Here is a 22272-nt window from a genome sequence, read left to right as displayed (position 1 = left end):
TCCGTGACTTTGCTGGCCGGCACGTGAAACAATCGCTGCCCGTGAAGACTTTCGAGGATCTGTTCGCCGAACTCGAGGAACGTGCCCGCTGCCGGCCCGCCGGCAGCGCCACGGTGGCCGCGTTGGACGGCGGGATACATGCGGTGGGCAAGAAGATCCTGGAGGAAGCCGGAGAGGTGTGGCTCGCGGCAGAGCACGAACCTGACGAGGCGCTCGCCCAGGAGATCAGCCAGTTGCTGTACTGGACGCAGGTTCTGATGATCTCCCGCGGACTGACGCTCGATGACGTGTATCGGAAGCTGTGATGGCGGATTTCCGTTCCGGCGATCAAGCACCGATGCTGCGTGTCGCCGTTCCCAACAAGGGGGCGCTGAGCGAGCCCGCTGTCGAGATCCTCGCGGAGGCCGGCTACCGTCGCCGCACCGACCCCAAAGACCTGACCGTCATCGACCCCGTCAACAGCGTCGAGTTCTTCTTCCTGCGGCCCAAAGACATTGCGATCTATGTCGGATCTGGCGAATTAGACTTCGGGATCACCGGACGGGATCTGGTGAGCGAATCTGATGCGCCGGTGCGGGAACGCTTGGCGCTGGGTTTCGGGATGTCTAGTTTCCGTTACGCCGCGCCGGCCGGGCGCGAGTGGACAACAGCCGACCTGGCCGGGAAGCGCATCGCCACCGCATACCCGAACCTGGTACGAAAAGACTTGGCCGCCAAGGGAATCGAAGCTCATGTCATCCCCCTTGACGGTGCTGTAGAGATATCGGTGCAGCTTGGGGTGGCCGACGCTATCGCCGATGTCGTTGGGTCCGGCCGCACCCTGAGTTTGCATGATCTCGTGGCGTTCGGCGAACCGCTGTGTGACTCCGAGGCGGTGCTCATCGAGCGGGTCTGCCCGGATCGCGCCGACTCGAACCATGTCGCCGCCCGTAACCAGTTGGTGGCACGGGTACAAGGTGTGGTCTTCGGCCAGCAGTACCTGATGCTGGATTACGACTGCCCGCGTTCGGTAGTCGACACGGCCACCTCGATCACCCCCGGCCTGGAGTCGCCGACGATCGCTCCGCTTGCCGACCCGGACTGGGTCGCGGTGCGCGCACTGGTTCCGCGCCGCGACGTCAACGCGATCATGGACCGGTTAGCGGCCATCGGGGCCAAAGCGATCCTGGCTTCCGACATCAGGTTTTGCCGGTTCTGACCGGCGACGTCATTGCTGTGTTAGCGTCGCGGCTGATGACTGGCCGGCTCGGCGGGTCGTTACCTGGCCCATGGGACGCTGTCATGCCCGCAGGAGAGTGGTCGTGACGCATTCCCTTGTGCTGTTGCTGGCTCTGTCGATCGGTGTCGTTGCCGGGTTGCGTGCCCTGACAGCGCCTGCGGCGGCCGGGTGGGCCGCCCTGTTGCGATGGATCAATCTGGACGGCACATGGGTGTCGTGGGCGGGCCACCCGGTGACGGTGGCCGTCTTCAGCGTTCTCGCAGTTGCCGAGCTGGTCACCGACAAGCATCCCAGCACACCGAGCCGCACCACCGCGGTGTCATTCGCGGGCCGGATCATCGCCGGGGGGTTCGCGGGCGCAGTGATTGGCACCGCGTGGGGTTACCCGTGGAGCGGGTTGGGGGCCGGCGTCCTCGGCGCCGTGTGTGGAACCATGGGCGGCTATCACGTGCGCGCCCGGTTGGTCGCCGCCCGTGACGGGCAGGATCTGCCGATCGCTCTGCTGGAGGATGCGATCGCGGTGCTCGGCGGATTCGCGGTAGCGGCGATGACAGCTGTGGTGTGACAGAAGATCGAGTGGCCAGTCTTGCCGATACCGCAGAAGTCACATGTGCTGACAGCGAAAATCCGTCACGCCGCCGGCTCGGTTCGCCGGGACAGCGCGGCTGTCGCCACCTCCGGCGGGCCGCTTGCCGGCCAACCGGGATAAGGCGGCGGTGTGCCACCAAAAGCCGGGCAGCGGGCCTGATGGGGGCACCAGTCACACAACCGTGAGGGTCTTGGACGGAAATCGCCTGTGACGGCAGCTGTTTGGATCGCCTGCCAGATCGCCATCAAGGTCTTTTCGAAGCGCAGCAGTTCATCAACGTCGGGGGAATAGTCCAGCAGCTGCCCGTCGGCCAAATAAATGAGCCGCAGCCGTGCTGGCGCGACACCCTGTGCACGCAGCAGCGCCACCGCGTAGAACTTCATCTGAAACAGCGCCTTGAACTCGGCCAGGGCCTGCGCTTCCGGTGGCGCCTTGCCGGTCTTGTAGTCCACGACGCGAACCTCGCCGGTGGCTGCGATGTCAACCCGGTCGATGAAACCGCGCAGCAGTGTGCCGTCGGCGAGCTCGACCTCGACGCGCTGTTCGCGGCTTTGTGGAGTGAAGCGGGTCGGGTCCTCCAGCCGGTAGTAGCCTGACACCAACGTACGAGCGTCCTCGAGCAGTCGGGTGTGCTCGGTGGGGTCGAGCTCAGCGGCCAAAGCCGGCTCGGCGGCGATCAACTGATTCCAGGCGGGCTCCACCAGTGCCCTGGCGGTGTCCGGGCCGCGCCGCGCCGCGGGTAAACCGTAGAGCTGCTCAAGCACCACATGAACCACCGAGCCCCGCAATTGCGCGGTCGACAGCGGCTCGGGCAGCCGGTCGACCGCCCGCAACCGGTACAGCAGCGGGCATTGCTTGAAGTCGGCTGCCCGCGACGGCGACAGCGCCGGCCGTGAGAGGAGTGTGTGCCGTCGGCCGCTCATAGACGCAGCCTAGAGCCGGGCGCCGACAACCCTGCGCACCGTGGACGGCGCGTCGGCTGGCAGGCTAGACAACGTGTCCGCAACCGGCCCGTTCACCGTAGGTGACCGCGTCCAGCTCACCGACGCCAAGGGCCGGCGCTACACCATGGTGCTCAGTCCGGGCAAGGAGTTTCATACCCATCGCGGTGCGATTGCCCACGACGCGGTTATCGGGCTGCCCGAAGGCAGCGTCGTGCAATCCAGCCATGGCGACCCGTTTTTGGTGCTGCGCCCCCTGCTTGTCGACTTTGTGATGTCAATGCCCCGCGCAGCCCAGGTGATCTACCCCAAGGACGCGGCCCAGATCGTGCATGAAGGCGACATCTTCCCGGGCGCGCGGGTGCTGGAGGCCGGTGCCGGGTCGGGTGCGCTGACGTGTTCGCTGCTGCGCGCGGTTGGACCGCAGGGCCGGGTGATCTCCTACGAACGCCGCGCTGATCATGCCGAGCACGCCCGGCGTAATGTGCAGACATTTTTCGGTCAGCTGCCGCAGAACTGGCAGCTGGTCATCGCCGACGTCGGTGTTTGCGAGCTGGGCGCCGGCTCCGTGGACCGGGTGGTGCTGGACATGCTGGCCCCGTGGGAGGTGCTCGACGCGATTTCACACGTCGTGGTCGCCGGTGGTGTGCTGATGATCTATCTGGCTACTGTCACCCAGTTATCGCGAACCGTGGAGGCGCTCCGGGAACTGCGCTGCTGGACCGAACCGCGCGCGTGGGAGACGTTGCAGCGGGAATGGAGCGTCGTTGGGTTGGCCGTTCGGCCACAGCACACCATGCGAGCTCACACCGCGTTCCTGGTGTCCGCGCGCCGTCTCGCCCCAGGCGCGGTCACCCCGGCCCCGGTGCGGCGCAAACGCCAACGGGAGGACGGACGCGATTTGGGAGAAAGCCGCTGAGTGCGGCCGCGCGCCAAGGGCCCGATGACGGGGATGGGATGTCGAGCCCGACGTCAGTCGTCGCTGCGGTGCAGCCCGCGGCGCACGGACAGCAGCTCCAGTTCCGGGTGGGCGGCCACCAAGCGTTCGGCGGCGTCGAGCACCTCGACCGCGTGGCGGCGGTCGCTGGAGACCATGGCTACCCCGATGCCGGCGCGGCGGCGCAACTCATGGCTGCCCGTCTCGGCGGCTGACACACTGTACTTGCGCTGCAGCTCGGCAACGACGGGCCGGATGACGGAGCGCTTTTGTTTCAGTGAGCGTACGTCCCCGAGCAGCAGGTCGAATTCGAGCCAGCCGATCCACATCGTCACGGGGTCGGACTCGGCGGCGGACCCGGGACGGCCTGCGGGCTGCCGAACGCCAGCAGCATACCGGCAGTCTGTTGGGACAATTGCCAGCCGCCCCGATAGGGCTTGAATTCCATCGGGAACGAAAACCCGGGAACGTCACGGTTGGGTGTGGTGACGTTGACGTTGGCCACGACCTCGGTCGGATCGCGGTCCGACCACGCGACGTTCGTCACGTCGAAGATCGCCGGTGAGTAGCCGCCGTCAACCAGGGCCACCGCGAACTTGTCCAGCGCGGGGGCGTTGTCGACGGTGGCGCCTTCGACGAGGCTCAGTTTTTCGGTGCCGGGGACCGCTCGATCCGCGAGCCGGTACAACACGTCCGCGAGCGCATCGGGCGGAGGCACCGGGGCGGTCTGCCGAACCGCGGTCGCCGTCGAGGTGATGGTGACCGCCGGCCCGACAGCCGGCGCCGTACTGCTCGATTGCCGATGTGAACACCCGGAAAGCCCGAGCGCCGCCACGAGGGTGGCGGCGCCCACGACAAACGTGACGTGCCGGTGCATCCAGGATGATCAGCCCGAGGCTTGCACGGCCTGCAGCACCGACATCGCCGAGGCGCGCGACAGCTTCCAGCCGCCCTGGTTGACGAACGTCACGGTCTGTGTCGTCGGCGCGAGGTTCGGACCGGAGGCGGTGACGGCGGCGGTTGCCGCACCCGGGCCGGCAGGGGCAATGTTGGCGACAGCGAATGACAGCGGCAGATCGCCCCGCTGCGCGGCTTTCTGCATCTGCCGATCCGCTATCCGGGCTTCGACCGGGCCGATGCCACCTTCCACCAAGTAGCCCTTGCTGGCGAACGAGACGCTCGGGTTCGCGAGACCGTAGAGCACATTCGCCAATTGCTCGGGGGTGGGCAAATCAGCTGCCGGGTCCAGCGGCAGCGGTGTGGTGAAAACAACCGGTTCGATCTGGGGTGCGGCCGCGGTGACGGGTGCACCGGAAGTCACGCCGGCGGCTGCTGCGCCGACCGCGGCAGCCGCTGCCACGCCCGTGGCGAGGGATTTCACGGTCACGGCTATCCTTTCGATGGGCCCGACTCAACCCAGAGGTTACCAGTGGCACCGCGGTGTCGAATTATTCGTCCGCGCGCGAAGCCCACATTCATCCGGAATCGCCGGTAGCGTTGATGTATCCGCCGCGCAACCTTGGCGGCGAAAGGAGCTCAACATGGGTGAGGCAGAACGTTCGGAAGTGTTCGGAGGCCCTATGCCCAGCGATGATGCCGCCGAGCTGGAAGCGTTGCGGCGCGAAGCAGCGATGCTGCGCGAGCAGCTGGAGAATGCGGTGGGCCAGAATGCGGTGCGCAGTGCCCGTGATGTGCACCAGCTTGAGGCCCGCATCGACTCGCTGGCCGCGCGCAATTCCAAACTGATGGAAACGCTTAAGGAAGCCCGCCAACAGCTGCTGGCGCTGCGCGAGGAGGTTGACCGGCTGGGGCAGCCGCCCAGCGGTTATGGCGTATTGCTGTCCACCCACGACGACGAAACCGTCGACGTGTTCACCTCCGGGCGCAAAATGCGCCTGTCATGCTCACCCAACATCGACGTCAAATCCCTCAAGAAGGGACAAACCGTTCGGCTCAACGAGGCGCTGACCGTTGTCGAGGCCGGCACTTTCGAATCGGTCGGCGAGATTTCGACCTTGCGGGAGGTTCTGGCCGACGGTCACCGCGCGCTGGTCGTCGGCCACGCCGATGAGGAACGGATCGTGTGGCTGGCCGAACCGCTGGTCGCACCCGACCTGCCCGACGGGCCTTCTGACAACCTCAAAGACGACACCAAGCCCCGCAAGCTGCGTCCCGGGGATTCGCTGCTGGTCGATACCAAGGCCGGGTATGCCTTCGAGCGCATCCCCAAGGCCGAGGTCGAAGACCTCGTGCTCGAGGAGGTGCCCGACGTCAGCTACGACGACATCGGCGGGCTATCTCGGCAGATCGAGCAGATCCGCGATGCGGTGGAGCTGCCGTTTCTGCACAAGGAGCTCTATAAGGAGTACGCGCTGCGCCCGCCCAAAGGGGTGCTGCTTTACGGTCCACCCGGTTGCGGCAAGACACTCATCGCCAAGGCGGTGGCCAACTCGCTGGCCAAGAAGATGGCCGAGGTCCGCGGCGACGACGCCAAGGAGGCCAAGTCGTACTTCCTCAACATCAAGGGCCCCGAGCTGCTGAACAAGTTCGTCGGTGAGACCGAACGTCACATCCGGCTGATCTTCCAGCGGGCCCGCGAGAAGGCGTCTGAGGGTACGCCGGTGATCGTGTTCTTCGACGAGATGGACTCGATCTTCCGCACCCGCGGCACCGGGGTGTCCTCGGATGTGGAGACCACGGTGGTGCCCCAGCTGCTGAGCGAGATCGACGGCGTGGAGGGCCTGGAGAACGTCATCGTGATCGGCGCCTCCAACCGCGAAGACATGATCGACCCGGCGATCCTGCGGCCCGGCCGTCTCGACGTCAAGATCAAGATCGAGCGCCCGGACGCCGAGGCGGCGATGGACATCTTCTCCAAGTACCTCACCGAGGACTTGCCGGTGCACGCCGACGATCTCGCCGAGTTCGACGGCGACCGCGCCGCGTGCATCAAGGCGATGATCGAGAAGGTCGTCGACCGGATGTACGCCGAGATCGACGAGAACCGGTTCCTTGAGGTCACCTACGCCAACGGCGACAAAGAGGTGATGTATTTCAAGGACTTCAACTCCGGGGCGATGATTCAAAACGTCGTGGACCGGGCCAAGAAGAACGCCATCAAATCGGTGCTGGAAACCGGCCAGCCGGGGTTGCGGATCCAGCATCTGCTGGATTCGATCGTCGACGAATTCGCCGAGAACGAGGATCTGCCCAACACCACCAATCCCGATGACTGGGCACGGATCTCGGGCAAGAAGGGGGAGCGGATCGTCTACATCCGCACCCTGGTCACCGGCAAGAGCTCGAGCGCGTCGCGGGCCATCGACACCGAGTCGAGCCTGGGCCAGTACCTGTAGTCCCCGCTCCCGGCGAGCGTGCGTGTTTGTGCACCGACACGCCGACAACCGTGCACAACTGCGCACCCTCGCACAGCGACCCGCGCCCGCTGTTTTACCTGCGGTCTCGCCTAGGCTTGAGCCATGCAGCGGATCATCGGGACTGAGGTCGAGTACGGCATTTCCTCGCCGTCGGACCCGACCGCGAACCCGATCCTGACGTCGACGCAGGCGGTGCTGGCCTATGCCGCCGCGGCGGGTATCCAGCGGGCCAAGCGCACCCGCTGGGACTACGAGGTGGAATCGCCGCTGCGGGATGCCCGCGGGTTCGACCTGAGCCGCTCGGCAGGGCCGCCACCGGTGGTGGACGCCGACGAGGTGGGGGCGGCCAACATGATCCTGACCAACGGTGCGCGGCTCTACGTCGACCATGCCCACCCGGAGTACTCCGCGCCCGAGACCACCGACCCGCTCGACGCGGTGATCTGGGACAAGGCCGGTGAGCGGGTGATGGAGGCCGCCGCCCGGCACGTCGCCAGCGTTCCCGGCGCGGTGAAACTGCAGCTGTACAAGAACAACGTCGACGGTAAAGGCGCTTCCTACGGCGCACACGAAAACTATCTGATGAGCCGCCAGACGCCGTTCTCGGCGATCATTGTCGGCCTGACACCGTTTCTGGTGTCCCGCCAGGTCATCACCGGTCAAGGCCGGGTCGGCATCGGACCCGCCGGTGACGAACCCGGCTTCCAGCTGTCCCAACGCGCCGACTACATCGAAGTCGAGGTCGGGCTGGAGACCACGCTCAAACGCGGCATTATCAACACCCGGGACGAGCCGCACGCCGACGCCGACCGCTACCGCCGGCTGCACGTCATCATCGGCGACGCCAATCTCGCGGAGACGTCCACCTACCTGAAGCTTGGCACCACCGCGCTGGTGCTCGACCTGATCGAGGAAGGCGTCGACCTCACCGATCTGACGCTGGCCCGCCCGGTGCACGCCGTGCACACCATCAGCCGTGACCCCACGCTGCGCGCCACCGTCGCGCTCACCGATGGCCGGGAGCTGACCGGTCTTGCGCTGCAACGGGTCTACCTGGACCGGGTGGCCAAACTGGTCGATTCGCGCGACCCGGATCCGCGCGCCGCCGACATCGTGGCGACCTGGGCGGACGTGCTCGACAAACTTGAGCGTGATCCGATGGACTGCGCGGAGATCCTCGATTGGCCGGCCAAACTGCGCCTCCTCGACGGTTTTCGGCACCGGGAAAATCTGAGCTGGTCGGCGCCCCGACTGCATCTGGTCGACCTGCAGTATTCCGATGTGCGGCTCGACAAGGGTCTCTACAACCGGCTGGTGGCTCGCGGCTCGATGCGCCGACTGGTCACCGAACAGCAGGTACTCAACGCGGTGGACAACCCGCCGACGGATACCCGGGCATATTTCCGCGGCGAGTGCTTGCGCCGGTTCGGCGCCGATATCGCCGCAGCCAGCTGGGACTCGGTCATATTCGACCTGGGCGGCGACTCGCTGGTGCGGATCCCGACGCTGGAACCGCTGCGCGGCAGCAAGGCCCATGTCGGCGCATTGCTGGATTCGGTGGACAGCGCCGCGGAACTGGTGGAACAACTGACCACCTAAGCGTCGTTACCCCGGCAAGACCGGCATCGACCGGTAGGGTGGAGTAACGGCCCGCGTGCGATGTGTGGCCAAAGACGAAGCAGGAGGCAGCGATGGCTCAGGAGCAGACCAAGCGTGGGGGTGGCGGCGGCGATGACGACGACTTCACCAGCGCCGCCGCCGCAGGTCAAGAGCGTCGCGAGAAGTTGACCGAGGACACCGACGATCTGCTCGACGAGATCGACGACGTTCTGGAGGAAAATGCTGAGGATTTCGTGCGCGCATACGTCCAAAAGGGCGGACAGTGACCTGGCCGTTCACTCATGGCCTGGCCACTAACTCAGCACTTCCCGGAGTCCCTTCTCGCCCCATCGACCTGTCCTCGTTCGCCGAGTTCCTGCGCCGACAGGCGCCGGAACTGCTGCCGACGGTCGCGGGCGGCGCGGTGGCCGGCGCCGGCGGGCAATTGCCGCACGGCACCACGATCGTCGCGCTGAAATACCCCGGTGGGGTGGTCATCGCCGGCGACCGGCGCTCCACGCAGGGCAACGTGATCGCCGGGCGCGATGTGAAAAAGGTGTATATCACCGACGATTACACCGCGACCGGTATGGCCGGCACCGCCGCGGTTGCCGTGGAGTTCGCCCGCTTGTACGCGGTCGAACTCGAGCACTATGAGAAGCTCGAAGGCGTACCGCTGACATTCGCCGGGAAGGTCAACCGACTGGCGAACATGGTGCGCGGCAATTTGGGCGCCGCGCTGCAGGGGCTGGTGGCGCTGCCGCTGTTAGCCGCCTATGACATCGACGACCCCGACCGGCAGAAAGCCGGCCGGATCGTGTCTTTCGACGCTGCCGGTGGCTGGAACATCGAAGAAGAGGGCTACCAGGCCGTGGGCTCGGGCGCGGTCTTCGCCAAGTCGGCGATGAAGAAGCTTTACGCTCGGGTAACCGACACCGATTCCGCGTTGCGGGTTGCGGTCGAGGCCCTCTACGACGCGGCCGATGATGATTCCGCCACTGGCGGCCCGGATCTGGTGCGCGGTATTTACCCGACAGCGGTCAACATCGACGCCGACGGCGCTGTCGAGGTGCCCGAGCAGCGCATCGCCGAGCTAGCTCAGGAGGTCATCGAAAGCCGTTCCCGCTCCGATACTTTCGGTCCGGACGCGGACGCTCCGCGGAGTCAGAAGTGAGTTTCCCATATTTCATATCGCCCGAGCAGTTGATGCGCGAACGCGGCGAGCTCGCGCGCAAGGGCATCGCGCGGGCCCGCAGCGTGGTGGTGCTGGCATATGCCGACGGCGTGTTGTTCGTTGCCGAGAATCCGTCGCGGTCCCTGCAGAAGATCAGCGAGCTCTATGACCGGGTGGGTTTCGCGGCTGCCGGCAAGTTCAACGAATTCGACAACCTGCGCCGCGGTGGCATCCAGTTCGCCGACACCCGCGGCTACGCCTACGACCGCCGGGACGTCACCGGCCGGCAGCTGGCCAACGTCTACGCGCAGACACTGGGCACCATCTTCACCGAGCAGGCCAAACCCTACGAGGTCGAGTTGTGCGTGGCCGAGGTCGCGCACTACGGCGAGAGCAAGCCGCCTGAGCTGTACCGGATCACCTACGACGGGTCGATCAACGACGAGCCGCATTTCGTGGTGATGGGCGGCACGACCGAGCCGATCGCCGACGCACTCAAAGAGTCCTACACGGAGAACGCCGGCCTCGCCGACGCAGTCGGCATCGCGGTGAACGCCTTGCGGACCGACGCCAACGGCGCAGAGCCCCGGCCGCTGGGAGTGGACACCCTGGAAGTCGCCGTCCTGGACCAGAATCGCCCGCGGCGGGCGTTTCGGCGGATCACCGGTCCCGCGCTGGAATCGCTGCTGCCCGCCGCGCAGGGTTCTCAGGCGAGCCGCCCGAAGTCGTCCGGGTAGCTCGCCGCCCACGGCGAGTTGTGCAGACACCGCACATGCACAACTGCGGCGGTGTCGGCCGTGTTCGCGACCATGTTGCCCAGCGGTGGAATCGGTGCTACCTTGCGGGAGCACCTCGTTAGGCGAGGCTTCTGGACGAACACAGGCCACTGATCTGACGACGTCGAGAGACGCCCAAGATCAGGACAGATCTCCCCGGCTTAAGGGGTGATCCCAAGTGGCTTTCCCAGGTGTTGCTGGGGATACGTCGACCAGTGCCGAAGCTCAACCTGTGAGGGCAATGCCGCCGCTCGACCGCGTCAGCGGGATCCCTCTGTGTGCGCGATTTGACCGACATCGAGTACGGAAGGCAGGTGTTCCCATGACCAGCATGATCGACGCGCCCGTCGTCAGCTCGACCCAGGGTGTGCGCCTGACTCCGTATGAGGCGATGACGCAAGATTTGCTGTTTATCCGCGCAGAGCTGGATCGGGCTGGTATCCCGTTCTTGCTTATTCGCGGTGCGGAAGGACGCCCGGCGCTGGTGGTTGACATCGCCTTGCGCGCCCGGGTTGCCGACGTCTTGATGGCGGCGTGCCTGGAGGCACCGCTGCGCGCCAAGATCCTCGACGGAACCGGGCGCCGCTCGGTGTATCTGGGTGACGGGCTGCTCTCGGTGGACCCCGACCCGAGGCTGCTGCGGGTGTTCCGGCGGCGCGAATGCCCCCGCTCGGGTATGCGTTACGGTGCGTCTGCCGGAGTGGAGCTGCAGTTTTGGGTGTTCGACGGAGAACAGGCCATCTGCCCGATCGAAAACTCGCTGACCCGCAAAACCTTAATGCTCAGCGAGATCGAGTACACCACCGTCGAGCTGCACGGCCGCACGTGGCCGACGATCGCGGGGATGTTCGCCCCGCATGCCGATGACATCACCTTCGACATCGACATGGTGTTCTCCTGGGTGGACGGCAACGACCCGGAGTTCCGTGCCCGCCGCGCGGCAGCGATGGCGAATTACCCGCTCGGCGAGGGTGACGATTCCGATGCACGCATCCGTCATGTCGACGAACTCAAATACGCCCTGCGGTCGGTGCACGCCTTCGCGCCATGGGTGCGACGGATTTTCATCGCCACCGACTCGCGGGTCCCGCACTGGCTTGCCCCGCACCCCAAAGTCACGATTGTGCGCGCCGAGGAGCACTTCACCGACGTGTCGGTGCTGCCGGTGTACAACAGCCACGCAGTGGAAACGCAACTGCACCACATTCCCGGTCTCGCAGAACATTTCCTGTACTCCAACGACGACATGTTTTTTGGCCGGCCGGTGTCGCCGACGATGTTCTTCTCCCCGGGTGGAGTCACCAAGTTCATCGAAGCCGGTGTGCGCATCGGGCTCGGCGCCAACCACGCCGAGCGCAGCGGCTACGAGAACGCGGCACGGGTGAACCGGCAGCTACTGTGGCAGAGGTTTGGGAAAATCATCACCCGTCACCTCGAGCACACCGCTGTCCCGCTGCGTAAAAGCGTGCTCAGCGAACTGGAGCGTGAATTTCCTGAGGAATTCGCCCGCACCCAGGCCAGCCGCTTCCGGTCCAGCACGGATATCTCGGTGACAAACTCGCTGTACCACTATTACGCGCTGATGACCGGACGCGCAGTGCAAAATGAGTCGGCGAAAGTGCTTTACGTGGACACCACGCTGTGGTCCGGGCTGGCGAAACTGCCCAAACTGCTCAACAAGCGCAAGTTCGACTTCTTCTGCCTCAACGACGGCAGCTTCCCAGAAGTGAGCGCTGAGGAGCGTGCCCGGGCGGTTGGTGAGTTCCTCGAAAGGTACTTTCCAGTGCCGGCCCCATGGGAGCGACTCGCCGACGACGAGTGAAGGCGTCCAGCGGGCGGGGGCGCGTCAGTCCCCCCGCCCGCTGGGGATCACTCTATCGACGCGCCAACTCCGGTGCGATGCGCGGTATCCGGGCGGCCGGAAGGATACTGATCCCGGCGTCGACGAGTTCGCGGCGCACCGCGTCGGGCGGGACGAACCGTCCCACCGTGCGGCCGGCTGCTAATGGAACGACCGTGTGCACGACAGTTTCGGGGTAGCAGTGAACCAGATTGAAGGACTGTGCCTCGTCGCGACCACGGGTTCCCGCGGTCAACAGATCTTGGGTGTAGCACGTGGCTGAAGCCACCGAGACAGGGATGCCGGCGAACGTGGCCGTGGTGGAGTAGTGCAAGTGTCCGGCGAGGATGGCACGCACATCGGTGCCGCGGAGTACCTGCGCCAACCGTGCCTGGTCGCGCAACTCGACCAGGACAGCGAGATCCTGCATGCTGGGCACCGGTGGGTGATGCATCGCCAGGATGGTCCCGAACGGCGCGGGTTCAGCCAACTGGTCTGCCAGCCACAGCAACTGCTCCGGCGCCACCTCTCCGTGGTGGTGACCGGGAACCGACGTGTCCAACACGACGACACGCAACCCGGCGACGTCGTACACCCTGTCCATCGGCGCCATCGTCGGGGCCTCACACAGCAGGTGTTCGCGCAACGCCGCCCGGTTGTCGTGGTTACCCATCACCCAAATAACTTGGGCGCCAAGGCGATCAGCCAACGGCTCGACGACGTCGCGTAGCTTGTGGTAGGCGCGCGGATGGCCGGTGTCGGCGAGGTCGCCGGTAAAAATCAAGGCGTCGGGGCGCGTTTGGGAATCTTCAAGCCGCTTCAGCAGCTCCGATAGTCGGGCAGCTGCGTCAACATCGCCGTAAAGGTCGCCGTCCCCGGCGACCAGGTGGGTATCGCTGATGTGTGCAATGACGTGGTCCGGCCGCGGATATTCCGCGGCCCTGGGTCTGTCCACGAGACTTCAAAGACCTCTCTGACGAGTGCGCTCGCACGATACGTCACGGTAAGTGATCTCAACTTTACCGGAGCCGCTCCGGGTTGCCGGCAAGGTGCGCCCTCGCGTCGGCGAATTCGCGCACAACCGCACCGGTCATCCGGCGCACCTGAGACCACCTGAGCCCAACGAATCGGGCGGGTCGACAAGGGCCCGTCGAGCGGCGGTCGCGGCTGGTCAGCCCGCCACTTGATGCGGTGCACGCTCGCGCTGACCGGCGTCGCCGGCGGGCGGTGGAGCGGGTCTGCGGCGGTCTGGGAGAAGTGTGTCGGCATCGCGGGCCAGCGGTCCGGCTGCCACCCAGCCGTGAAGAGTGCCACCGTCGCGGTCCGCCAGCCAGTACGCTCGAATCGTGCAGCGGCGAATCATGGGCCTCGAGACCGAGTTCGGTGTCACCTGCACATTTCACGGTCATCGGCGTCTGTCACCGGACGAAGTGGCCCGCTACCTGTTTCGCCGGGTGGTGTCGTGGGGCCGCAGTTCTAACGTTTTCTTGCGCAACGGTGCGCGGCTCTACCTTGACGTGGGCAGCCACCCCGAATACGCCACGGCCGAATGCGACAACCTGACTCAGCTGGTCACCCATGACCGTGCCGGCGAACGGGTACTGGAAGACTTGCTCATCGACGCGGAGCAGCGGCTCGCCGACGAGGGCATCGGCGGCGACATCTACCTGTTCAAAAACAACACCGACTCGGCGGGCAACTCCTACGGCTGCCACGAGAACTACTTGATCGTCCGGGCGGGGGAGTTCTCCCGGATCTCCGACGTGTTGCTGCCGTTTCTGGTCACCCGGCAGCTGATCTGCGGTGCCGGCAAAGTCTTGCAGACACCGAAAGCAGCCACCTTTTGCCTGAGCCAGCGGGCCGAGCACATCTGGGAGGGGGTCTCGAGCGCGACCACCCGCAGCAGGCCCATCATCAACACCCGCGACGAACCGCACGCCGACGCCGAAAAATACCGGCGGCTGCATGTCATCGTCGGTGACTCCAACATGTGTGAGACCACCACCATGCTGAAGGTGGGCACCGCGGCGCTGGTGCTGGAGATGATCGAAGCCGGGGTGGCGTTTCGTGACTTCTCGCTGGACAATCCCATCCGCGCCATCCGCGAGGTCAGCCACGACACGACCGGACGGCGCCCGGTGCGGCTGGCCGGCGGGCGTCAGGCCAGCGCGCTGGACATTCAACGGGAGTACTATGCGCGCGCCGTCGAGCATTTGCAGACCCGGGAACCCAACGCCCAGATCGAGCAGGTCGTCGACCTGTGGGGCCGCCAGCTCGACGCCGTCGAGAGCCAGGACTTCGCCAAGGTCGACACCGAGATCGACTGGGTGATCAAGCGCAAACTGTTCCAGCGCTATCAGGAGCGTCACAACCTCGAGCTGTCCGACCCCAAGATCGCCCAGCTGGACCTGGCCTATCACGACATCAAGCGCGGCCGCAGTGTCTTCGACCTGCTGCAGCGCAAGGGCCTGGCCGCCCGCGTCACCACCGACGAGGAGATCGAGGAAGCCGTCGACACCCCGCCGCAGACCACGCGCGCCCGGCTGCGCGGGGAGTTCATCAGCGCCGCCCAGGCCGCCGGCCGTGACTTCACCGTCGACTGGGTGCACCTCAAACTCAACGACCAGGCCCAGCGCACGGTGTTGTGCAAAGACCCGTTCCGGTCGGTTGATGAACGGGTCAAACGGCTGATCGCCAGCATGTGACCTGCGGTCATAGCCCCGGGGGCGTGGAGTGGCGTGCACCTGTGCGGGGTGATCGGACCTACCCTGTTACAGGTGGCAACCTCCAAAGTCGAACGGCTGATGAATCTCGTCATCGCGTTGCTGTCCACCCGCGGTTACATCACCGCAGACAAGATCCGCTCGACCGTGGCGGGCTATGCCGACAGCCCCACCGACGAAGCGTTTTCCCGGATGTTCGAACGCGACAAAAACGAGTTGCGTGACCTGGGTATCCCCCTGGAGGTCGGTAAGGTGTCGTCGCTCGACCCCACCGAGGGCTATCGCATCAACCGCGATGCCTACGCGCTGCCAGACGTCGAGCTGACCCCCGACGAAGCCGCCGCGGTGGCGGTCGCTACCCAGCTGTGGGAGTCTCCGGAGCTGACCACCGCCGCCCAGCGGGCGTTGCTCAAGCTGCGGGCCGCCGGAGTTGACGTGGATCCCGACGCCCCGGTGGCCATGACCTCCGCAGCCTTGCGTCCGGGTCTGCGCGGATCAGAACAAGTCCTCAGCACACTGTTGGCGGCCATCGACGCCGGGCAGGCGGTGCAGTTCCCGCACCGGTCGTCGCGGGCCGAACCCTACACGGTGCGCACCGTTGAGCCCTGGGGGGTGCTCACCGAAAAGGGCCGCTGGTATCTCGTGGGCTACGACCGCGACCGCGGCGCGACCCGGGTGTTTCGACTGTCTCGGATCGGTGCCGAGGTGACGCCGGTCGGCGCGGTCGGCGCGGTGACCCGGCCCGCCGACGTCAATCTGCGCGCGATTGTGGCCGAGGCGGTCACCGCGGCCCCGACCGCGGTGCGGGCGCAGGTGTGGGTGGCCGACGGGCGAGCCACGGCGCTGCGGCGAGCCGGAACACCGGTGGGACGGCGGCGGCTGGCCGGCCGCGACGGTGAGGTGATCGAACTGGACGTCGGCTCCGCCGATCGGGCGGCCCAGGACATCGCCGGCTACGGGGCTGACGCCGTGGTGCTGGCGCCGCAGTCGCTGCGCGACGACGTGGTGGCCCGATTGCGCGCGCAGGCCGAAATGTCTGAGGTGAGCACATGACCGCGTGGGCGCCGATGCAGAGCGCGGCGATAGGCCGGGGCGGCGCGCAATGACTCAGCTGTCTACCCGGCTGGTCCGGCTGCTCAACATGGTGCCGTACTTCCAGGCCAACCCACGGATCACTCGCGCCGAAGCTGCCGCCGACCTGGGCGTGTCCGAAAAGCAGCTCGAAGAGGATCTCAATCAGCTGTGGATGTGCGGGCTGCCCGGTTACAGCCCCGGAGATCTCATCGACTTCGAATTCTCCGGTGACACCATCGAGGTGACATTCTCCGCGGGTATCGATAAACCCCTCAAACTCACCTCGCTGGAGGCCACCGGTCTTCTGCTAGCGCTGCGCGCCCTGGCAGACATCCCCGGTGTGGTCGATCCGGACGCCGCGCGCAGTGCGATCGCCAAGATCGAAGCGGCGGCCGGGACCGTCGCGCACGGCGCAGCCGCTGTCGACGAGCCGGCGCCCGCGGAGGGCCAAGCTGCGGCCGCGGTCCGTGCCGCGGTGCGTGGCAATCGTGCGGTGGCGATCGACTACTACTCGGCCTCGCGCGACCTGTTGTCACGGCGAGTCGTCGACCCCATCCGGGTGGTGCTTGTCGGTGAGCACAGCTACCTAGAGGCCTGGTCCCGGGAGTCCGAAGGGGTACGGCTGTTTCGCTTCGACCGCATCGTCGACGCCCAGGTGCTCGACGAGCCGTCCGCACCGCCGCAACCCGCGGTCCAGGCGACACCGGACACGTCGCTGTTTGAAGCCGATCCAGCGCTGCCGTCGGCGACCCTTCGGCTGGCGCCGTCGGCGTCGTGGATGTTCGAGTACTACCCGATGCGGCTGCTGCGCGAGCTGCCCGGGGGTTACTGCGACGCGGCGATGACCTACGCCTCCGAAGACTGGATGACACGCCAAGTGCTCGGGCTGGGCGCGGAGGTGCGGGTGCTCGAGCCGCAGTCACTGGCGCGGCGGGTGCGCCAGGCCGCGGCGGCGGCGCTGGAGTTGTACCAGGCCACGGCGCGGGCCGACCGGAAATTGCCGCAGCTGCGGTAGCATCGTGGCGACGTCTGGAGGTAACCGAAGTGGGCAGTCTTAGTCCGTGGCACTGGGCGATCCTGGCCGCCGTGGTGATCGTGCTGTTCGGCGCCAAGAGGCTTCCCGACGCCGCACGCGCTTTAGGAAAGTCGTTGCGAATCTTCAAAGCCGAGGTCCGTGAGCTGCAGAACGAAACCAAGGCGGACACGCCTGCCGCGGCTCATCCGGCGCAACCTCACCAGGTGCAGTCCGAGCGGGTCGACCCTCCGATGACCCCGGGCCCGGGTGACAGCGACGCACGGTCGGCCTAGCCCGGTCTTATTGCCGCGGCGCGCAAGCGCCTTCGACGGACGACGGTGAAAGTGGTGAAAGTCTCGCCGCGTGCCAACCGCATACTTCGCCGGCTCGACCCGCGCCTTCGTCGCCGACGCACCAATCCTGACGGGACGATGTCGCTGGTCGATCATCTGACTGAGCTGCGCAACCGGTTGTTGATCGCACTGGCCACGATCGCGCTCACCACGGCCATCGGGTTCATCTGGTACTCGCACTCGTTTTTCGGGCTGGAGAGTCTCGGCGAGTGGCTGCGGCACCCCTACTGCGCACTCCCACAATCGGCACGCGCCCAGATCAGCGCTGACGGACAGTGCCGGTTGCTGGCCACCGCGCCCTTTGACCAATTCTTGCTGCGGTTCAAGGTGGCGCTCACCGCCGGCGTTGTGCTGGCCTGTCCGATGTGGTTGTACCAGATCTGGGCGTTCATCACTCCCGGGCTCTACAGCAAGGAGCGCCGGTTCGCGGTGGCGTTCGTCATCCCGGGGGCGGGGCTGTTCGTCGCCGGGGCGGCACTGGCGTATGTGGTGCTGTCCAAAGCATTGCGGTTCTTGTTGACCGTCGGCAGCGACGTGCAGGTGACCGCGCTGTCCGGCGAGCGCTACTTCGGTTTCCTGATCAACCTGCTGCTGGTTTTCGGGATCAGCTTCGAGTTCCCGCTGCTCATCGTCATGCTGAACCTGGCCGGTGTGCTCAGCTATCAGCGGCTCAAGTCGTGGCGGCGCGGCCTGATCTTTGCCATGTTCGTATTCGCCGCCGTGTTCACGCCCGGATCCGACCCGTTCTCGATGCTCGCGCTCGGGCTGGCCCTGACCTTGCTGCTCGAGCTGGCTATCCAGATCGCGCGGCTGCATGACAAGCGAAAAGCCAAGCGCGAAAACATGGTTCCAGACGACCAGCCGTCGGTGATCGAGGCGCCCGCGCCGATTCCGCAGCCGTCGCCCGTAGCCGGACCTCATGACGACATCACCTGAGCAGGTCCGCCCCTGCCCCAGCCACCACCGCGAGCGTGCGTGTCTGCCCAGCGACACGCCGTCAGCGGTGTGCACCTGTGCACACTCGCCCCCGCTGGGGGCGGCGTGAGCGATCCGACCGAGCTGTCTCGCTTCACTGCCGAACTGCCCTTTCCGCTGGACGACTTCCAGCAGCGTGCCTGTGCGGCGCTGGAACGCGGTCACGATGTGCTGGTATGCGCGCCGACGGGGGCCGGCAAGACCGTGGTCGGCGAATTCGCGGTGCACTTGGCGCTGGCCGCCGGCGGCAAATGCTTCTACACCACACCGCTTAAGGCGCTGAGCAATCAGAAGCACACCGATTTCACGGCACGTTACGGCCGTGACCGGATAGGGCTGCTCACCGGAGACTTGTCGGTCAACGCCAGCGCACCCGTGGTGGTGATGACCACCGAGGTGCTGCGCAACATGCTGTACGCGGATTCACCGGCGCTGCAAGGACTTTCCTATGTCGTGATGGACGAGGTGCATTTTCTCGCCGACCGGATGCGCGGGCCCGTGTGGGAAGAGGTCATCTTGCATCTGCCCGCCGCAGTGCGGCTGGTCAGCCTGTCGGCGACGGTGAGCAACGCCGAAGAGTTCGGCGGCTGGATCCAGACTGTGCGCGGTGACACCACCGTGGTGGTCGACGAGCACCGGCCGGTTCCGCTGTGGCAACACGTGTTGGTCGGGAAACGCCTTTTCGACTTGTTCGACTCCGACGCTGACGCCGGTCAGCCACGGGTGTCCCCGGCGCTGGTGCGTCACATCGCCCATCGGCGCGAGGCCGACCGGCTGGCTGACGCGCAGCCTCGCCGGCGCGGACCCGGGCGTCCACACCGGCCGAGGGTCTACCGTCCCCCCGCGCGCCCCGACGTAATCGCGATTCTCGACTCCGAAGGTCTGCTGCCGGCGATCACATTCGTGTTCTCCCGCAACGGGTGTGACGCCGCCGTCGCCCAGTGTTTGCATTCGCCGTTGCGGCTCACCAGCGACGAGGAGCGCGCGCAGATCGCGGAGGTGATCGATCACCGCTGCGGTGATCTGCCCGACACCGACCTGGAGGTACTCGGTTATTACGAATGGCGGGAAGGACTGCTGCGCGGTTTGGCGGCCCACCACGCCGGGCTGTTACCGGTGTTTCGGCACACCGTCGAAGAACTGTTCACCGCAGGCCTGGTCAAAGCGGTGTTCGCTACCGAAACGCTGGCGTTGGGTATCAATATGCCTGCGCGGACCGTGGTGCTCGAACGGCTGGTGAAGTTCAATGGCGAGCAGCATGTCCCGGTGACCCCGGGGGAGTACACGCAGCTGACCGGCCGGGCCGGCCGGCGTGGTATTGACGTCGAGGGCCACGCAGTGGTGATCTGGCACCCGGATGTCGACCCGGTTGACGTCGCGGGCCTGGCCTCGACCCGCACCTTTCCGCTGCGCAGCTCGTTCGCGCCGTCGTACAACATGACAATCAACCTGCTAAACCGGCTGGGGCCCGAGCGCGCACATCGGTTGCTGGAACAGTCGTTCGCCCAGTACCAGGCCGACCGCTCGGTTGTCGGCCTGGTCCGCGGTATACAGCGCGGCCAGCGGATGCTTGACGAGATCGCCGCGGAACTGGGTGGACCCGACGCAGCAGTCCTCGACTACGCGCGATTGCGGGCGCGGGTGACCGAACGGGAACGTGCGCAGGCCCGGGCGGCCCGGGCGCACCGGCGGCGAGCCGCCAGCGACGCGCTGGCGTCGCTGCGGCGCGGCGATATCATCACCATCGCCCGCGGCCGCCGCGGCGGGCTGGCCGTAGTCCTGGAGTCCGACCGTGACAGCTCCGACCCGCGGCCATTGGTGCTGACCGAACACCGCTGGGCGGGGCGGATTTCGTCGGCCGACTGGTCCGGGGCGTTGGCGCCGGTGGGTTCGATGACATTACCCAAGCGGGTGGAATACCGTCAGCCGCGGGTCCGGCGCGACCTGGCCTCGGCGTTGCGGTCAGCGGCCGCCGGGCTGGTCATCCCGGCCGGACGCGGGGCAGGCCAGGCCCGGATCAGGGACGGCGACAGTGCTTTTCACGACCCTGAGCTGGCGGCACTGCGCGCACAGTTACGTCGTCACCCCGCACGCCATGCTCCCGAGGACCACATTCGTGCCGCTGAGCGTTATGTGCGCATTGAGCGTGACAATGCTCAGCTCGAGAACAAGGTGGCCGCCGCCACCAACTCGTTGGCCCGGACCTTCGACCGGATTGTCGGGCTGCTCACCGAGCGCGGTTTCATCCAGGGGCCGCATGAGCATCCCCAGGTCACCTCCGACGGCCGGCTATTGGCCCGCATCTACAGCGAAAGCGACCTTTTGGTGGTCGAATGTCTGCGAACCGGCGCGTGGACCGATCTGCGGCCTGCCGAGCTGGCGGGCGTGGTGTCGGCGGTGCTGTACGAGTCCCGAAGCGGTGACGGTCCCGTCTCGCCGCAGGGCAGCGAGATAGCCACCCGGCGATTACGCCAAGCACTGGATCGGACCCGACGGCTGTCAACACAGTTACGCGCCGACGAGCAGCGGCATCGCATCCCGCTGAGCCGCGAGCCCGACGATGGTTTCGTGGCGCCCATCTTTCGCTGGGCGAGCACCGGTGATCTGACCGCTGCGCTGGCCGCTGCCGACGACAGCGCGGGATCGCTGCTGTCCGCTGGGGATTTCGTGCGCTGGTGCCGGCAGGTGGTCGACCTGTTAGACCAGGTCCGCAACGTCGCGCCTGACCCGGATCTGCGGGACACGGCCAAGCGCGCCATCGACGCTGTTCGGCGCGGCGTCGTCGCAGTTGACGCCGGGTAGGCTAAGCGCCAGCTACGGTTACATTCGGCGACAAGCGGTCAAGCAGTTCACACGAAGCGCAGCCCGCACTGAGAGGACCAAGACACACGATGAGCGAACCGCAGGGATTTGACCCGACAACGCCGTGGCAGCCGCAACGGTCGGAGGGTGAGACTGTGCAATCCACCAGCGGTGAGCCGGCCGGTCAGGCCTCGCCGTGGCAGCAGCCGGGCAGCCAGCAACCCGGCGATCAGCAGGCCTGGCAGGCACCCGCCTATACGCCCACCGAGTATCCGCAATACCAGCAGCCGCCGGCTCAGTTCTATCCGCCGGCGCAACAGTACCCGCAGGCGCCGCCCGGCTACCCGCAACCGGGCCAGTACGGTCCGCCCGGCCAGTATGGCCCGCCGGGCCAGTACGGTCCGCCCGGCCAGTTTCCGCAGCAGCCCGGCCAGTACGGTCCGCCCGGCCAGTTTCCGCAGCAACCCGGCCAGTACGGTCCGCCCGGCCAGTTTCCGCAGCAACCCGGCCAGTACGGTCCGCCCTCGGAGCGCTCAAAGCGTTCGGCTGCGGTCATCGGCACGGTGGTGGGTGTGTTCGCTGCCGTTGTCGTCATCGTGGTGCTGGTACTGGGTTTCTGGGAGCCCGGGTTTTTTGTCACCACAAAACTCGACATCACCAAGGCCCAGGCCGGTGTACAGCAGATCCTCAGCGATGAGACCAACGGGTATGGGGCGAAAAACGTCAAAGACGTCAAATGCAACAACGGCCAGAATCCCACGGTGAAGAAGGGCGCCACGTTCAACTGCGAGGTCAGCATCGACGGCACCAAGCGGCAGGTGACGGTGACGTTCCAGGACAACAAGGGCACCTACGAAGTCGGCCGACCCAAATAGGGT

At 66.3% G+C, this 22272-nt stretch carries 22 protein-coding genes and 1 riboswitch; of the genes, 17 read left to right on the top strand and 5 right to left on the bottom strand.

The features are described from left to right. Positions 1–23: 23 nt before the first annotated feature. From G6N08_RS16685 to G6N08_RS16675, 3 genes are all read left to right on the top strand, one after another. Positions 24–305: a phosphoribosyl-ATP diphosphatase gene (locus tag G6N08_RS16685; protein WP_163759085.1), complete on the top strand. Its 282-nt coding sequence runs from the start codon at positions 24–26 to the stop codon at positions 303–305. 32 nt (positions 306–337) lie between these two features. After that, the gene (gene hisG / locus G6N08_RS16680) at positions 338–1198 is read left to right on the top strand and encodes an ATP phosphoribosyltransferase (protein ID WP_163760781.1); all 861 of its coding nucleotides are present in this window, start codon (positions 338–340) and stop codon (positions 1196–1198) included. Positions 1199–1301: 103 nt separating this feature from the next. Beyond that, the gene (locus G6N08_RS16675; protein WP_163759083.1) at positions 1302–1784 is read left to right on the top strand and encodes a DUF4126 family protein; all 483 of its coding nucleotides are present in this window, start codon (positions 1302–1304) and stop codon (positions 1782–1784) included. A gap of 65 nt (positions 1785–1849) precedes the next feature. Here the strand turns inward: G6N08_RS16675 and G6N08_RS16670 are convergent, their stop codons facing one another. Further along, positions 1850–2731 carry a RecB family exonuclease gene (locus tag G6N08_RS16670; RefSeq protein ID WP_163759081.1) on the bottom strand — a complete coding sequence of 294 codons (882 nt, stop codon included), beginning with the start codon at positions 2729–2731 and terminating at the stop codon, positions 1850–1852. 73 nt (positions 2732–2804) lie between these two features. Here G6N08_RS16670 and G6N08_RS16665 point away from each other — a divergent pair, with 73 nt between their 5' ends. Then, the gene (locus tag G6N08_RS16665; RefSeq protein WP_163759079.1) at positions 2805–3668 is read left to right on the top strand and encodes a tRNA (adenine-N1)-methyltransferase; all 864 of its coding nucleotides are present in this window, start codon (positions 2805–2807) and stop codon (positions 3666–3668) included. Positions 3669–3721: 53 nt separating this feature from the next. Here G6N08_RS16665 and G6N08_RS16660 read toward each other — a convergent pair whose 3' ends face one another. Genes G6N08_RS16660 through G6N08_RS16650 form a run of 3 tightly spaced genes read right to left on the bottom strand, consistent with a single transcriptional unit; the run spans position 3722 to position 5073 of the window. Then, positions 3722–4015, bottom strand: a complete 294-nt coding sequence (locus G6N08_RS16660; protein ID WP_163759077.1) for a DUF503 domain-containing protein — start codon at positions 4013–4015, stop codon at positions 3722–3724. Between the two features lie 2 nt (positions 4016–4017). Continuing rightward, entirely contained in the window at positions 4018–4563 is a 546-nt protein-coding gene (gene lppK / locus G6N08_RS16655) for a lipoprotein LppK (protein WP_163759075.1), read from the bottom strand. Positions 4564–4572: 9 nt separating this feature from the next. After that, positions 4573–5073: an MTB12 family secreted protein gene (locus tag G6N08_RS16650; RefSeq protein WP_170301290.1), complete on the bottom strand. Its 501-nt coding sequence runs from the start codon at positions 5071–5073 to the stop codon at positions 4573–4575. Positions 5074–5227: 154 nt separating this feature from the next. On the opposite strand from G6N08_RS16650, the gene arc reads away from it, so the two are divergent. The 6 genes from arc (at position 5228) to G6N08_RS16620 (ending at position 12434) form a co-directional block, all read left to right on the top strand. Further along, positions 5228–7042: a proteasome ATPase gene (gene arc / locus G6N08_RS16645; RefSeq protein WP_163759072.1), complete on the top strand. Its 1815-nt coding sequence runs from the start codon at positions 5228–5230 to the stop codon at positions 7040–7042. Between the two features lie 123 nt (positions 7043–7165). Beyond that, on the top strand, positions 7166–8662 hold the full coding sequence (gene dop, locus G6N08_RS16640) for a pup deamidase/depupylase (RefSeq protein WP_163759070.1): 1497 nt from the start codon (positions 7166–7168) through the stop codon (positions 8660–8662). Between the two features lie 92 nt (positions 8663–8754). Then, positions 8755–8949 carry a ubiquitin-like protein Pup gene (locus tag G6N08_RS16635; RefSeq protein ID WP_163759069.1) on the top strand — a complete coding sequence of 65 codons (195 nt, stop codon included), beginning with the start codon at positions 8755–8757 and terminating at the stop codon, positions 8947–8949. After that, the gene (gene prcB, locus G6N08_RS16630; protein WP_163759067.1) at positions 8946–9836 is read left to right on the top strand and encodes a proteasome subunit beta; all 891 of its coding nucleotides are present in this window, start codon (positions 8946–8948) and stop codon (positions 9834–9836) included. Before G6N08_RS16635 ends, prcB begins: the two co-directional genes overlap by 4 nt. Then, positions 9833–10573: a proteasome subunit alpha gene (prcA, locus tag G6N08_RS16625; protein ID WP_163759064.1), complete on the top strand. Its 741-nt coding sequence runs from the start codon at positions 9833–9835 to the stop codon at positions 10571–10573. The genes prcB and prcA overlap by 4 nt, the downstream gene beginning before the upstream one ends. Before the next feature lie 107 nt (positions 10574–10680). Next, a riboswitch (M-box (ykoK) riboswitch) is annotated at positions 10681–10856 on the top strand. Between the two features lie 78 nt (positions 10857–10934). Then, on the top strand, positions 10935–12434 hold the full coding sequence (locus G6N08_RS16620) for a stealth family protein (RefSeq protein WP_163759062.1): 1500 nt from the start codon (positions 10935–10937) through the stop codon (positions 12432–12434). Positions 12435–12486: 52 nt separating this feature from the next. Here G6N08_RS16620 and G6N08_RS16615 read toward each other — a convergent pair whose 3' ends face one another. Then, positions 12487–13407 carry a phosphodiesterase gene (locus G6N08_RS16615; protein ID WP_163759060.1) on the bottom strand — a complete coding sequence of 307 codons (921 nt, stop codon included), beginning with the start codon at positions 13405–13407 and terminating at the stop codon, positions 12487–12489. 391 nt (positions 13408–13798) lie between these two features. On the opposite strand from G6N08_RS16615, the gene pafA reads away from it, so the two are divergent. The 7 genes from pafA to G6N08_RS16580 all read left to right on the top strand — a co-directional run bounded on the left by pafA (position 13799) and on the right by G6N08_RS16580 (position 22269). Next, positions 13799–15157, top strand: a complete 1359-nt coding sequence (gene pafA / locus G6N08_RS16610; protein ID WP_174813305.1) for a Pup--protein ligase — start codon at positions 13799–13801, stop codon at positions 15155–15157. Between the two features lie 72 nt (positions 15158–15229). After that, positions 15230–16228 (top strand): helix-turn-helix transcriptional regulator, encoded by a 999-nt coding sequence (locus tag G6N08_RS16605; RefSeq protein ID WP_163759058.1) that lies wholly within the window; start codon positions 15230–15232, stop codon positions 16226–16228. A 49-nt stretch (positions 16229–16277) separates the two neighbouring features. Then, positions 16278–17264 (top strand): helix-turn-helix transcriptional regulator, encoded by a 987-nt coding sequence (locus tag G6N08_RS16600; protein WP_163759056.1) that lies wholly within the window; start codon positions 16278–16280, stop codon positions 17262–17264. A 29-nt stretch (positions 17265–17293) separates the two neighbouring features. Further along, positions 17294–17557, top strand: coding sequence for a Sec-independent protein translocase subunit TatA (tatA, locus tag G6N08_RS16595; RefSeq protein WP_163759054.1), 264 nt, complete (start codon positions 17294–17296; stop codon positions 17555–17557). Between the two features lie 45 nt (positions 17558–17602). Continuing rightward, the gene (tatC, locus tag G6N08_RS16590) at positions 17603–18553 is read left to right on the top strand and encodes a twin-arginine translocase subunit TatC (protein WP_163759052.1); all 951 of its coding nucleotides are present in this window, start codon (positions 17603–17605) and stop codon (positions 18551–18553) included. A gap of 105 nt (positions 18554–18658) precedes the next feature. Further along, a complete protein-coding gene (locus G6N08_RS16585) occupies positions 18659–21394 on the top strand; it encodes a DEAD/DEAH box helicase (protein ID WP_163759050.1) in 2736 nt (911 codons plus the stop codon). Between the two features lie 89 nt (positions 21395–21483). Beyond that, the gene (locus tag G6N08_RS16580; RefSeq protein WP_163759048.1) at positions 21484–22269 is read left to right on the top strand and encodes a DUF4333 domain-containing protein; all 786 of its coding nucleotides are present in this window, start codon (positions 21484–21486) and stop codon (positions 22267–22269) included. The last annotated feature ends 3 nt before the right edge of the window (positions 22270–22272 follow it).

Source organism: Mycobacterium botniense (assembly GCF_010723305.1).
In the GTDB taxonomy this organism is placed as follows: domain Bacteria; phylum Actinomycetota; class Actinomycetes; order Mycobacteriales; family Mycobacteriaceae; genus Mycobacterium; species Mycobacterium botniense.
Note: the sequence above shows the minus strand (reverse complement) of the source record. Positions and strands in the feature narration are given on the sequence as shown.

Bases quoted from the DNA above. Each gene is read 5' to 3' on its own strand.
- arc (WP_163759072.1), top strand. From the start codon at position 5,228: ATGGGTGAGGCAGAACGTTCGGAAGTGTTCGGAGGCCCTATGCCCAGC.
- lppK (WP_163759075.1), bottom strand. From the start codon at position 4,563: ATGCACCGGCACGTCACGTTTGTCGTGGGCGCCGCCACCCTCGTGGCG.
- dop (WP_163759070.1), top strand. From the start codon at position 7,166: ATGCAGCGGATCATCGGGACTGAGGTCGAGTACGGCATTTCCTCGCCG.
- G6N08_RS16635 (WP_163759069.1), top strand. From the start codon at position 8,755: ATGGCTCAGGAGCAGACCAAGCGTGGGGGTGGCGGCGGCGATGACGAC.
- hisG (WP_163760781.1), top strand. From the start codon at position 338: ATGCTGCGTGTCGCCGTTCCCAACAAGGGGGCGCTGAGCGAGCCCGCT.
- G6N08_RS16660 (WP_163759077.1), bottom strand. From the start codon at position 4,015: ATGTGGATCGGCTGGCTCGAATTCGACCTGCTGCTCGGGGACGTACGC.
- G6N08_RS16620 (WP_163759062.1), top strand. From the start codon at position 10,935: ATGACCAGCATGATCGACGCGCCCGTCGTCAGCTCGACCCAGGGTGTG.
- G6N08_RS16600 (WP_163759056.1), top strand. From the start codon at position 16,278: ATGACTCAGCTGTCTACCCGGCTGGTCCGGCTGCTCAACATGGTGCCG.
- G6N08_RS16670 (WP_163759081.1), bottom strand. From the start codon at position 2,731: ATGAGCGGCCGACGGCACACACTCCTCTCACGGCCGGCGCTGTCGCCG.
- G6N08_RS16580 (WP_163759048.1), top strand. From the start codon at position 21,484: ATGAGCGAACCGCAGGGATTTGACCCGACAACGCCGTGGCAGCCGCAA.